The organism is Jiangella muralis (assembly GCF_001270745.1).
In the GTDB taxonomy this organism is placed as follows: domain Bacteria; phylum Actinomycetota; class Actinomycetes; order Jiangellales; family Jiangellaceae; genus Jiangella; species Jiangella muralis.
The window spans coordinates 48,143-60,927 of sequence record NZ_LFXL01000045.1; the positions used below are offsets into that span (position 1 = coordinate 48,143).

At 71.5% G+C, this 12,785-nt stretch carries 9 protein-coding genes and 1 other RNA gene; 1 reads left to right on the top strand and 9 read right to left on the bottom strand.

The genetic code is table 11. The annotated features are described in order from the left end of the window. The 9 genes from ACW62_RS29580 to ACW62_RS29615 all read right to left on the bottom strand — a co-directional run bounded on the left by ACW62_RS29580 (position 1) and on the right by ACW62_RS29615 (position 10,685). The gene (locus ACW62_RS29580; protein WP_053207723.1) at positions 1–1,110 is read right to left on the bottom strand and encodes a GTP-binding protein; all 1,110 of its coding nucleotides are present in this window, start codon (positions 1,108–1,110) and stop codon (positions 1–3) included. Further along, the gene (locus ACW62_RS29585) at positions 1,107–4,814 is read right to left on the bottom strand and encodes a GH116 family glycosyl hydrolase (protein ID WP_169792156.1); all 3,708 of its coding nucleotides are present in this window, start codon (positions 4,812–4,814) and stop codon (positions 1,107–1,109) included. Before ACW62_RS29585 ends, ACW62_RS29580 begins: the two co-directional genes overlap by 4 nt. A 46-nt stretch (positions 4,815–4,860) precedes the next feature. Beyond that, positions 4,861–5,841, bottom strand: coding sequence for an ABC transporter substrate-binding protein (locus ACW62_RS29590; RefSeq protein WP_053207725.1), 981 nt, complete (start codon positions 5,839–5,841; stop codon positions 4,861–4,863). A gap of 62 nt (positions 5,842–5,903) precedes the next feature. Next, entirely contained in the window at positions 5,904–6,902 is a 999-nt protein-coding gene (locus tag ACW62_RS29595) for an ABC transporter permease (RefSeq protein ID WP_053207726.1), read from the bottom strand. After that, positions 6,899–7,711 (bottom strand): ATP-binding cassette domain-containing protein, encoded by an 813-nt coding sequence (locus ACW62_RS29600; protein WP_053207727.1) that lies wholly within the window; start codon positions 7,709–7,711, stop codon positions 6,899–6,901. Before ACW62_RS29600 ends, ACW62_RS29595 begins: the two co-directional genes overlap by 4 nt. A gap of 96 nt (positions 7,712–7,807) precedes the next feature. Continuing rightward, positions 7,808–8,530: a FadR/GntR family transcriptional regulator gene (locus tag ACW62_RS29605; protein ID WP_053207728.1), complete on the bottom strand. Its 723-nt coding sequence runs from the start codon at positions 8,528–8,530 to the stop codon at positions 7,808–7,810. An 8-nt stretch (positions 8,531–8,538) separates the two neighbouring features. After that, positions 8,539–9,849: an enolase C-terminal domain-like protein gene (locus ACW62_RS29610; RefSeq protein WP_053207729.1), complete on the bottom strand. Its 1,311-nt coding sequence runs from the start codon at positions 9,847–9,849 to the stop codon at positions 8,539–8,541. Positions 9,850–10,077: 228 nt separating this feature from the next. Beyond that, positions 10,078–10,448, bottom strand: a transfer-messenger RNA (tmRNA) gene (ssrA, locus tag ACW62_RS33500). 54 nt (positions 10,449–10,502) lie between these two features. Further along, the gene (locus ACW62_RS29615; protein ID WP_053207730.1) at positions 10,503–10,685 is read right to left on the bottom strand and encodes a hypothetical protein; all 183 of its coding nucleotides are present in this window, start codon (positions 10,683–10,685) and stop codon (positions 10,503–10,505) included. Between the two features lie 139 nt (positions 10,686–10,824). Between ACW62_RS29615 and ACW62_RS29620 the strand changes: the two genes are divergently transcribed. Further along, the gene (locus ACW62_RS29620; RefSeq protein WP_053207731.1) at positions 10,825–12,726 is read left to right on the top strand and encodes an acyl-CoA dehydrogenase family protein; all 1,902 of its coding nucleotides are present in this window, start codon (positions 10,825–10,827) and stop codon (positions 12,724–12,726) included. The last annotated feature ends 59 nt before the right edge of the window (positions 12,727–12,785 follow it).

The following is a 12,785-nucleotide window of genomic DNA, read 5'->3' on the forward strand; positions in this document are numbered from 1 at the left end:
TCATGCGCTGGCCGGGATGCGATGGGTGGGCCGCGGGAATCCTGGCGCCTTGTCCGACGCGCTCTGGACGACGACGTCGACGCGATGCCGGGTGGAGACCACCCGCACACACTCGTCCACCAGGGCGGCCAGGTCCGCGGGGCTCATCTCCACCCGGGCGTTGATCAGGACGTCGGCGCCGTCGGCCTCGCCCGCGTGGCGTTCGTCGATGCTGTACCGGCCCGGCCCGATGACGCTGCCCTTGGCGCGCCGCTCGCCGCTGCCCGCCGACAGCTTGACGTGGCCGACGAGCCCGCCGTGACGGGTCAGCGCACGGTCGAGCGCCGCCAGGAGGTCGCTGAGCCAGGCGTCCGGGTCGATCGTGCCGTCGAGGCGCAGCCGGCGATCGACCCAGCCGAGCATCGCCTCGGCCGCCCCATACCGCTCGTAGTCGATGGTGAGCGACCGCGACGCGACCGGCGCCGCCCGCACGATCCAGTCGTCCAGGAGCTGGTCCAGGCCGTCGCCGGTCACGGCCGACACCCGGGTCAGCGGGGTGCTGGCGTAGTCCGCCGCGATCTCGGCGAGGGCGGCGGCCTGCTCGTCCGTCGCCGCCAGGTCGGCCTTCGTCGCGACGATCCGGTCGGCCTCCTCCAGCTGGGTGTGCAGCAGCCAGCCGAGCTCGAGCGCCTGCCGGTCCAGCTCCGGCGCGGCCAGTTCCACCAGCCGGTACGGGTCGACGGCGACCATCAGGGGCGCGAGCCGCAGCTTCGCCCCGTAGGCCGCCCGCAGCGGCCGGACCACCGTGGCGGCCAGATCGGTGCAGCTGCCGACCGCTTCGGCCAGGATGACGTCCGGCCGGTGCTCCTCGATCAGGACGTCGATGACGGCGGCCAGGTCGTCGAACCGGCAGCAGAAGCACCCGTCCGTCACCTCGCCGACCGGCACGCCGGCCTTCTGCGCGGTGTCGGTGTCGAGCAGTTCCGTCCCCTGATCGTTCGTGACGATCACCACGCTCGTGCCGTTCGAGCGCAGCCGTTCCGCCATGGCCGCGAGCAGCGTCGTCTTCCCGGCGCCGAGGAAGCCCCCGACCAGGCCGACGACCGGTACGTCCGAGGTCCCCGGCGTCATCCCGCGATCACCTCCAGCTGCTGTCCGGCCTCGATCGTGACCGGAGCGTCCAGGACGACGACGAGCCGGCCGGCGTCGTCGCGGTGCGCCTGCGCCGGCACTCGGCGCATCGACGCCGGGCGGCCCGCGTCGGCGACCCGCACGTGGACGGTGGTCCGCTCGCCGGGCACGTCCAGGCGCAGCGTAGCGACCCGCAGCCGGCCCGACCGCGCCTCGAGCTCGCTCGTCTGCCGGCCCGACTCGCGGCGCTGACGGTAGACGCCCCAGCCGCCGGCGGCCGTGAATGCGGCGCTGAAGTCGTCCTGCTGGATGACCGGTGCGAAGCCGAAGTGGCCGCGCGGGCCGTGGTGCTCGTAGCCCAGGACGGTGAGGTAGACGCCGAACGACGCCATGGAGCGCGCGTAGTGGTCGCCGCACTCGATCTCGTTGTAGGGGTTGCGCCGGTCGGGACGGTACCGCTCGTGCACGGCGCGGGTGACGAGCAGGCCCTTCTCCACCAGGCCCTCGGCGACCATGTGCCCGGCGGCCTGGTACTCGAACCCGTTCATCGCCTCGTTGAAGTACCCGACCGACCAGTTGCGGCCGATCTCGTCCGCCCCGCCGGTCGGCCAGGTGCACATGAGCAGCGCGTGGGTGTCGGCGTCGTAGTAGGTGCGGCCGCCCTCGATCGGGCTGTTGTCGCGGTACTCGACCGGCCGCGGGGTGAAGTTGTAGCGCCACAGGCTGTCGAGGGCGGTGGTCGTCTGGTCCGCGGACAGCACCCGCGGCAGGCCGACCTGGTGCGCCCAGCCCTGGCCGAGGACCTGGTCGATGTGCACGCCGCGGTTGGTGTTCACCGAGTCCGGCTGGCTGAGGTCACGCTCGTGGATGAACCACTCGCCGTTCCACAGGTCCCGCTCGATCACCTCGGTGCCGCTCTGCGCCAGCGCCGCGCACTGCTCGGCGAAGGCGTCGTCACCCAGCTCACGGGCCATCGCCTCGCCCGCGCGCAGCGCCGCCACGTACAGCCCCGAGATCCAGGCGATCCGCCCGTACCAGGTGGCGTCCAGGGTGTTCGGCTGACCGCCGTCGAGCACGCCGTCGGCGCCCGCGTCGTGCTGGATCATCCACTCGATCGACGCGCGGACCTTGGGCCACACGCCCCGCAACCAGGTGTCGTCCTCGCTCATCTGGTGCTCGCGGTAGATACGCAGGACCGTGCCGGCCTGCCCGTCCGCCGCCCAGCCCCGGTCGGCCTCGGCGCGCATGCCGATCTCGCCGGTGGCGCGGAAGCCGACGCCGAGGTCGACCCGCTCGCGGGTGTCGCGCTCCAGCCCCGGGAACACCCGGCCGACGGCCTGGGCGTAGTGCCATACGTGGGTGCAGGTGCCGGCGCAGCAGTAGATGCCCTCCCAGCCGTGGAAGCGGCCGTCGTCGAGCCGGTAGGTCGTCGACGTCGCCAGCGTCGCGAGGCCCGTCCCCACCCGGTCCAGCAGCCACCAGGGCAGCGTCGACTCGTCGTACCAGGCCGCGGTCCAGCCCTTGGTGGCGGCGGACAACCGGTCGATGTCGCGGTGGACGGTCTGCACGGCGTCCGCGGCGTCGTCGTGCACGGCGCCGTACCACCGCCGCTCGGACGTCTGGAGGAAGCCCAGGCCCGTCGTCGCGGGGAAGTGCCAGCCGAGGTAGACGCGCACCGTCTGCGTCTCCAGCGGCCGCAGGCTCAGGCTGATACTCATCACGCCGGCCTGCGGGCCGTCGTCGAGCTCCGCCGCCGCGTCGGGTGCGTCGAAGACCGCGTCGGGCGTGTCCCAGGCCGCGACGGACGGCCGCACGCGCCCGATGGTCTCCAGGTCGAGCCACTCGTCGTCGATCTGCGGGTCGCCGTCGGTCCACGGGACGCTCGCCGCGATGGCGAAGGTGCCGTGGTCGGGGAGCTCGCTCAGCGGCCGGGTGTCGCCCGTGCTCTGGGCGAACACGAGCTGGTCGACGCCGACGTTGCCCCAGCCGCCGGTGGCGTCGTCGAGGATCACGATCTGGGCCTGCCGGCCGAGCCAGCGCCACAGGCCGAGGACGCGGTCCGCCATGGCGTTGGAGTTGGGGCCGGTCGCCTCGGCGACCACCTCGCCGTCGACGACGACCTGCAGGCCGGTCTGCCCGGGATGGTTGCCGCCACCGAGGCGGAAGCGCAGATAGGGGTGGGTGATGGTGAAGGGATCGCTGGTGAGCCGCCCGGTGGCGGCGTCCTTGCCGGCGGTGTTGCTGCCCGGCGCCGACGCGTGCGAGTTGACGCAGCGGCTGCCGACGGCGTTGACGTCGCCCTGGTAGGACGGGATGTCGGCGACGGCGATCGGACCCGGCCCGAAGGCCGTGCCCTCGACGGTCCACCCCTCGTAGGTCTCCTTCTCCCAGTCCTCGAACACGACGTCGACGGCGTCGGTCAGCCAGATGCCGTCGACGCTCACGTAGGCGTATCCGCCGGCCGCGTCGTCGACGATCTGAATCGTGGCGTCGCGGCCCTCGTAGGCGGAGAGGTCGAGCGTGCGCGCGACGATGGCGTTGCCGCCCGAGCCGGTGGCCGTCGCGACGACCTCGCCGTCGACCAGGACGTTCAGGCAGGTCTGCCCGGCGTACGCGCCGCCGCCGATGAGCACCCGCAGACCCGCGCGGTCGATGGTGACCGCCGGGCTGGTGAGCGTTCCGCGCAGCCCGTCGCGCACGTTGTAGTCGCCGTCGACCCGGGGGTCGTGGCTGAAGACCAGGTAGCTCCCCTGGGCGTTGACGCCCGAGGTGTAGTCGGGCAGCTGGTCGGCGCGCACGGGGCTGTCCCCGAACGCGGTCCCGGTCGCGGTCCAGCCGCCGTAGCTGCCGTCCTCCCAGTCCGCGACCAGAACGTCCGGCCGCCCGCCGGAGGGATCGGTGGGCGCGTCGTCGGCCCGGAACGCCACCCCGGCGAGGCCGTCGTCGGCGAAGGCGCCAGCGGTGAACCGGACCCGCCGGTCCTGCCGCGCGGAGAAACCGACGGGGTTCTCGGCCATGACCGCCAGCTCCGCCTTGACGGCACGCGACTGCGTGTTGGTGAGCCGGTACTCCATGACGGTCACCGGATGGGAGCTGGAGTCCTCGTCCAGCGCCACGAACGGCGAGTAGGCGGTCAGCGTGGCCCGGACCGGGCTCGCGGGGTCGTCGAGCTCGACGACACCGAGCGGATACCGTCCGCGGAAGCCCACCTCGGCGAACTGCCGTCCGTCCAGCCAGCGGGTGTCGACGGCGTTCCCGACCCGGGTGCGCAACGCCACGGCGGTCTGGAACGGCGACTCCGGCTCCATGGGCTCGGCGTAGTGGCGCCCGTTGTCGTTGTAGGGGCTGATCCGGTTGTCGACGTCCCAGCGCCACAGCCGGCCGTCACCACCGAGGTACACCTGTCCGCAGCCGATGCCACCGACCGGCAGGCCGACCCAGGCCAGCTCGTCGGCGCCGAGCACCCGCTCCTCGCCGCGGACCGTGAGGGTGTCCAGCCACCGCTGCGGGATCTCCTTGTCCTCGGGTACGAGCGTCCACTCGTCGAGGGCGACCCCGGCCTCGGCGGCCGCGGCCCGCAGCTGGTGCAACGGCACCATGCTGGCGACCGCGCCCAGGCCCAGTGCCTGGACGAAACGCCGCCGGCTGACGCCTCGAGGTGCCGCTTCGTTCTGGGAAACCACGCTGTCGCTCCGCTGGATCATGGTGCCTCCTTGCACGTCGTCCATGTCGGTTCGGTCCCAGTCCCGGTCAGCACTCGTTGCGGTAGATGTACTGCGTGACGTCCTCGTCCTCGAGCGTGGCCGCGGTCAGGAACACGTAGTCGGTCTCGATCTGCGCCTCCGTGGCCTCCCCGTCCAGGGCCTTGACCATCTGCTCCATCGCCTGACGACCCATGTCGAGCGGCTTCTGCACGACGACGCCCTGCACCGACCCCGCCTCGATCGCCTCGACGATCGGGTCGGACGTGTCGAAGCCGACCAGCTGCACGGTGCCGACCGCGTCGGCCTGCTCCAGCGCGACGATCGCGCCCTCCACCTCCTGGGTGCTGACCGCGAAGACGGCCGCCAGGTCCGGGTTGGCCGACAGCACCGCGGACAGCTTGTCCGTGGCGCCGGCGGGCGTGCTGCCGGAGTACTGGGTCTCCAGCACCTCGATGTCGGGGTACTCGCTCTCCATCGTCTCGACGAAGCCCTCGACCCTGGCGTCGGTGGTGGAGATGCCGGGGGTCGCGCCGAGGACGAGGACCTTGCCGCTCCCGCCGACGAGCTCGGCTGTCTGCTCCGCCGCGAAGCGTCCGCCCTCGACGTTGTCGGAGGCCACGAAGGACGCCGCCAGCGACTGGTCCGACGCCGTGGTGTCGACGAAGACGAGCTCGATGCCGGCACTCTGGGCCTCGGTCAGCGTCGGCATCATCGCCTCACCCGCCATCGGCGAGACGATGATCCCGTCGGGCTGCTGGGCGATCACCGCCTGCAGGATCGGCGTCTGCGCCTCGGCGCTGTAGTCCTTGCCGCCCTGGTAGTCGAAGTCCACGCCGAGGTCCGTGGCGGCCGCCTCGGCGCCGCACGTCACCGAGGTGAAGAACGGGTTGCCGGTGACGCCCTGCACGTACACCACCTCGTACCCGCCGTCGCCCTCCGCCGTGGCGCCGCCGCCGTCGTCGTCGCCGCAGGCGGCCAGGAAGAGCACCAGGGCGCCGGCCATTCCGGCCGTGACGATCTTCTTCATGAAACGCTCACTTCCATCTGGGCGGGCACGTGACCCGCGTCGTCGGTCAGGAATCGCGTGTGTCAGTGCTGCTGCCGGGCACGTCGGCGCAGCTGGTCGAGGTACACGGCCGCGACGAGAACGGCGCCGATCGCGACCTGCTGCCAGAACGGCTTGACGCCGAGGATCACGAAGCCGTTCTGCAGAACGGCGGGAATGAAGACACCGATGACGGTGCCGATGACGGTGGCGACACCACCGAAGAGGCTGGTTCCGCCGAGAACCACGGCGGTGATCGCTTGCAGGTTGTCGGTGCCATGGCCGGCGATGGTGGTGCTGGCGAACCGGGCGAGGCTCAAGAAGCCGGCGAACCCCGCGAGCAGGCCGGCCAGCGCGTACACCTTGAGCACGTGCCGGTCGACGCGGACGCCCGAACGGCGGGCCGCTTCGTGGTTCGACCCGATGGTCAGCGTGTACCGCCCGAACCGGGTCTTCGCCAGCGCGAACGCGGCCACGGCGGTCACGGCCACGGCGGCGACGACGAGCCACGGGACGGTGCCGAACAGCCGGCCCTGACCCACCGTCGTCACCAGTTCGCCCGGCACCCCGCCGAGGTCGTTGCCACCGGTGATCACCTGGGCGAGGCCCAGCGCCATGCCCATCGTGCCCAGCGTCGCGATCAGGGCCGGGACGCGCGCCCGGGTGACGAGCAGCCCGTTGAGCAGCCCCCAGCCGCACCCGGCGGCCAGCGCCGTGACGAAACCGGCGCCGACGGCGCCCCAGCCCGAGCCGCCGAACGCGTCCATCACCTTGACGGCGACCACGCCGGAGAAGACCAGCACCGCGCCCACCGAGAGATCGATGCCGGCGGTCGCGATGACGAAGGTGGCGCCGACCGCCATCACCAGCAGGATCGACGCTCCGGTCAGGACCGTGCGCACGTTGTAGGCGGAGCCGAACGCCTCGGGCTCGAGCGCGGTGAACACGCCGATCAGCGCCGCCAGGGCGACGGCCAGGTAGAGCGTGCTCGACACGGCCAGGCGCCGCAGCTGCACACGGGACGCCAGCGGGAGCGCGGTCATCGGACCTCCTGGTTGACGGCGCCCGTCATCGCGGCGACCAGCAGGTGCTCGTCGGCCTGACCACGCTCGTAGGTCGCCACGCGGCTGCCGAGCCGCAGCACCTGCACGCGATCGGCCAGCTCGATGACCTGCGGCATGTTGTGACTGATCAAGACGACCGCGACTCCCTGCTCTCGCACCCGGGTGATGAGCCGCATCACCCGCTCGGTCTGCACGACGCCCAGCGCGGCGGTCGGCTCGTCCATGAAGACGACCCGCTCGGCCCACGCGACCGCGCGGCAGATCGCCACGCTCTGCCGCTGGCCGCCCGACAACGACGCCACGGGGGCGTTGAGATCCTTGAGCTCGACGCCCAGCCGCTGCAGTTCCTCCGCCGTGCGCCGGTTCATCGCACCGGCGTCCAGCCAGCCGAGCCGGCCGAGGAGACCGGGACGCAGCAGCTCGCGGCCGATGAAGAAGTTCGCGGCCGGGCTCAGATCCGGGGCGAGCGCGAGGTCCTGGTAGACCGTGCCGATGCCGTGACCGGCGGCGTCCTGCGGGCTGCCGAACTGCACGGGCGACCCGTCGACCTCGATGGTGCCGCCGTCGGGCTGCATGACACCGGACAAGACCTTCACCAGGGTGCTCTTCCCGGCGCCGTTGTCACCGATCAGGGCGGTGATCTCGCCGGGGTACACCTCGAACGCCGCCTCGCGCAGCGCCTCGACGTGGCCGAAGGACTTGACGATGCCGGACGCCCGCAGGACCGGCGTGCGACCTCCGGAAGGCTCAGCTGGCACTTGCACTCCCTTGTACAAACATCGGATCATTAGCCGGAAAGTTATCGTTGCCGCTAGAGGCTGTCAACCATCAAGATGCCCTCTGATCAGCACGTATCCTGAACGCTCGCGGGAAAGCGCTGTCTTTTAGGTAGGACGTATCACGTCCGGCGTGAGTGGATCGGCGCTGGGGGTCGGAGGTATGGCCGACGTCAGCCAGCGCTCCACGCCGCCGATGTGCACCGTCGCCCAGGCGCGGGCGCTGTCCGGGTCTCGGGCCGCCAGGCTCGCGGCGATGGCCCGGTGCTCCCGCAGGGTCGCCGCCACGGCGTCGGCCTGCGTCAGGCCCCGCCAGATGCGGGCGCGCTGGGTGGTCGCCGACACGGTGTCCACCATCGACGAGAGCACGGGATTGCCGGCGCCAGCGACGATGCGCCGATGGAACTCCAGGTCGTTGGCGACCAGGTCGTCGACCGTGGGGCTGTCGCCGAGCCGCTCGAGGAGGCACCTCAGCTCGGCGATCTCGTCGCTCCCCATGCGCTGGGCGGCGAGCGCCGTGGCGGCCGGCTCGAGCAGCCGGCGCACCTCGAAGAACTGGAGGACGGTGTCGTCGCGATGCAGGTCCACCACGAAGCTCAGCGACTCCAGCAGCAGCGCCGGCTCCAGGCTCGTGACGTACGTGCCGTCGCCCTGGCGGACGTTCAGCACGTTGATCAGCGTGAGCGCCTTGACCGCCTCACGGAGCGAACTGCGCGACAGCCCCAGCCGTTCGGACAGGTCGGCCTCTCGCGGCAGCCGATCGCCCGGTCTCAGCTCGCCGGCCACGATCATCTGCTTGATCTTCTCGATGGCGGCATCGGTGACGGCCATGCGTCGCCCTACCGCTCGAACGGCCGCGACCACGCGGGGCCGTCGGGGAAGCGGTGCGCCGTCAGGGACTCCGGCCGCAGCTCGGTGGACATGCCGGGAGCCGCCGGCGCCAGGTAGCGGCCGTCGACGATGCGGACCGGGTCGACGAAGTGCTCGTGGAGGTGGTCGACGTATTCGATGGCGCGGTCGTCGAGCCGCCCGCTGACCGCCACGTAGTCGAACATCGAGAGGTGCTGGACCGCTTCGCACAACCCGACGCCGCCGGCGTGCGGGCACACCGCGACGCCGAACTTCGCCGCCAGGAGGAGGATCGCGACGTTCTCGTTCACCCCGGCGACCCGGCAGGCGTCGATCTGCACGATGTCGACCGCGCCGGCCTGCAGGAGTTGCTTGAACACGATCCGGTTCGCGACGTGCTCGCCGGTCGCGACCCGCACGGGAGCGACGCCGCGCCGGACCGCGGCGTGCCCCAGGATGTCGTCGGGGCTGGTCGGCTCCTCGATCCACCACGGCTGCAGCGGGGCCAGCTGCCGCACCGCGCCGATCGCCTCGTCCACACCCCACCGCTGGTTGGCGTCGATCGCGATGCGGATGTCGGGACCGACCGCCTCGCGGGCCAGCCGCATCCGCCGGACGTCATCGGCGGCATCGGCGCCGACCTTCAGCTTGATCTGGGTGAACCCGTCGGCGACGGCCTGCTTCGAGAGCCGCACCAGCTTCTCGTCGTCGTAGCCGAGCCAGCCCGGCGACGTCGTGTACGCCGGGTACCCCTCGGTCACCAGCGTCGCCGCTCGCTCACGTCGGCCCGGCTCGGCGGCGCGGAGGATCGCCAGCGCCTCGTCGCGGCTCAGCGCTTCCTCGATGTACCGGAAGTCGACGAGGTCCGCGATCTCCTCCGGCGTCATCCCGGCGAGCATGCGCCACACCGGCTGCCCCGCCAGCTTGCCGGCGAGGTCCCACGCCGCGTTCACCACCGCCCCGGCGGCCATCGCGACCACGCCCTTGTCCGGGCCCAGCCAGCGCAGCTGACTGTCGTCGGCGAGGCGCCGGGCGAACCCGCCGAGGTCACCGGCGACGTCGTCCAGCGGCAGCCCGGCGACCAGCGGCTCCAGCGCCCGGATCGCCGCCACGACGACCTCGGTTCCGCGCCCGATGGTGAACGCGAACCCGTGTCCCGCAAGGCTCGGGTCGTCGGTGCGCAGGACGACGTAGGCCGCCGAGTAGTCCGGATCCGGATTCATCGCGTCGGAGCCGTCCAGATGCCGCGAGGTCGGGAAGCGAACGTCGAACGTGCTCAGCCCGGTGACGACAGGACGCATCCCAACCCCTTAGACATCCGATGTATGTGGCGGCTCACTCTAGCAACCGCCGATTCGTCCGCAAAGGGTGGTGTAATGATCAGGTCTTTGGCGCAGGGCTCGCGTTCTACGAAGATCATGTTCGGTCGCGGCGTGTCAGCGACCGCGAGGGAACCTGGTCGTCGGCGGCAGTGGTCGTGGCATGACGAAGCGGCTGGCCAGAACGTTCCTGACCAGCCGCTTCGGCTGTTGTGGAGCTGCCGGGAATCGAACCCGGGTCCTTCGTCGCTTCTCCAGGGCTTCTCCGGGCGCAGCCTGCTATGCCTCTACTTGGCTCCGGTGATCACACAGGCGAGTTCACCGTGACGAGCCCAGCCACGTAAGTGTCCCTACCGGTCCCGTGACCGTACCGGTTGGTGAGTCCCCTTAATGATGCCGAACACCGGGTCGGAGACATCCCCGGGTCGACAGACTTCCTACTCTGCCTCAGGCGGCGAGAGCGAAGTCAGTGCGCTTAGCGTTGGCACTTGTAACGTTTGCCGCGAGCGTTAACGAGATAACGCGGCCTCCTCGGCCCGCTTCCCCTGGTTCGACGAACGAAGTCGAAACCGCTCAGCCCCTCTGGAGTTGTCAATCCCCCGAGCTCGCCCGAAGGTCTGCCCAGGTTACCTCCTTCAACGCCGGGCGGGCGAGTGAGATTCCCCCGTGGCCAGGACGTCGGCGGGACCGAAGCCCCAGACGCCGGCGGCGAGGCCGCTCGAGAGGCCGGAGCGACACCAGAACGCCAGCCGCGGGTCGGCGGGTTCGCGCGGGAGCAGCGCGGCCTTGCGGTGCAGTTCACGCAGGTCGCGCGTCAACCGGGCCGGTGTGCCACCCTGAGCCGCCCCACCATCGCGACCGCGCCTCCCCTCCTAGCTACACAAACCGTTTGCAGCTCGCGGCAAGCTACTACCAGTGGGTAACATGAGGTGCGACGCCACCGACGGAGGAGGCGGGATGACCACCACCCAGCAGGTCGACGAGCGCGAGGCCAGGCGGGTCGCCGAAGCAGCACGCGAGACGCGGTGGGACAAACCGTCGTTCGCGAAAGAGCTGTACCTCGGCCGGTTCCGGCTCGACCTCATCCACCCGCACCCATCGCAGTCACCCGAGGACGAGGCGGCGACGACGGCGTTCCTGGCGCGCTTGCGTCGGGTGTGCGACGAGCTCGACGGCGCCGTCATCGAACGTGAGACGCGCATCCCCGACGAGTACGTGAAGGCGATGGCGCGGGCCGGCGTGTTCGGCATCAAGATCCCGCGCGAGTACGGCGGCGCCGGGCTCACGCAGGTCGGGTACAACCGCGCGCTCATGCTGCTGGGCAGCGTGCACCCGTCCATCGGCGCGCTGGTGTCGGCGCACCAGTCGATCGGCGTCCCGGAGCCGGTGAAGCTGTTCGGCACCGACGAGCAGAAGCGCGAGTTCCTGCCCCGCTGCGCCGCGGGCGCCATCAGCGCGTTCCTGCTCACCGAGCCCGACGTCGGCTCCGACCCGGCCCGCCTCGCGACGCAGGCTGTCGCCGTCGACGACGGGGAGTTCTATGAGCTGAGCGGCACCAAGCTGTGGACCACCAACGGCGTCATCGCCGAGCTGCTGGTCGTCATGGCCCGGGTCCCCGAGCACGACGGCGGCCGCGGCGGCGTCACGGCGTTCGTCGTCGAGGCCGGCTCCCCCGGCATCACCGTCGAGCACCGCAACGCGTTCATGGGGCTCAAGGGCATCGAGAACGGCGTCACCCGGCTCGACCGTGTCCGGGTGCCGGCCGCCAACCGCGTCGGCCGCGAGGGTGACGGCCTGAAGATCGCGCTGACCACGCTGAACACCGGACGGCTGTCGATCCCGGCGCTGTGCACGGGAGCGTCGAAGTGGTGCCTGAAGATCGCCCGCGAGTGGTCCGCCGAGCGGGTCCAGTGGGGCCGCCCGGTCGGCCGGCACGCCGCCGTCGCGCACAAACTGTCCTACATCGCGGCCACGTCGTTCGCACAGGAGGCGGTCCTGGACCTCTCCGCCCACCTGGCCGACGAGGGCCGCCGCGACATCCGCATCGAGGCTGCGCTGGCGAAGCTCTGGTGCAGCGAGACGTCGTGGCTGGTGGCCGACGAGCTGGTGCAGATCCGTGGCGGCCGCGGCTACGAGACCGCCGACTCGCTGCGGGCCCGCGGCGAGCGCGCCGTCCCGGCCGAGCAGATCCTGCGCGACCTGCGCATCAACCGCATCTTCGAGGGCTCGACCGAGATCATGCACCTGCTGATCGCCCGCGAGGCGGTCGACGCCCACCTGCAGGCCGCGGGCGACGTCATCGACCCCGAGGTGGCGCTGTCCGGCAAGGCGAAGGCCGCCGTGAAAGCGACCGGGTTCTACGCCAAGTGGCTGCCGCAGCTCGTCACCGGAGCCGGCCAGCTGCCGACGTCATACCAGGAGTTCGGCGTGCTGGCGCCGCACCTGCGCTACGTCGAGCGGGCGTCGCGGCGGCTGGCGCGGTCGACGTTCTACGGCATGGCCCGCTGGCAGGGCGGCCTCGAGAAGAAGCAGGGCTTCCTCGGCCGGGTCGTCGACATCGGCGCCGAACTGTTCGCCATCGCGGCGTCCTGCGTGCGGGCGCGCATGCTGCCCGACTCCGGCGCCGTCCAGCTGGCCGACGTGTTCGCGCGGCAAGCGCGGCTGCGGGTCGAGCGGCTGTTCGACGCGCTCTGGCACAACACCGACGGCGCCGACGAGGCACTGGCGAAGGCCGTACTGGCCGGCGAGCACACCTGGTTCGAGGCGGACGTGCTGGACCAGAGCGAAGGCACCGGGCCGTGGATTGCGCCGCCACCCACCGGCCCGCCGGCCGAGAACGTCGCCCGCCGCGCCGTCTAGCTGGCTGTAGGTCTTGTCAACCGGGGTCGAGGCGCGTGTGGGTGTGCTCCGGCGGTGTG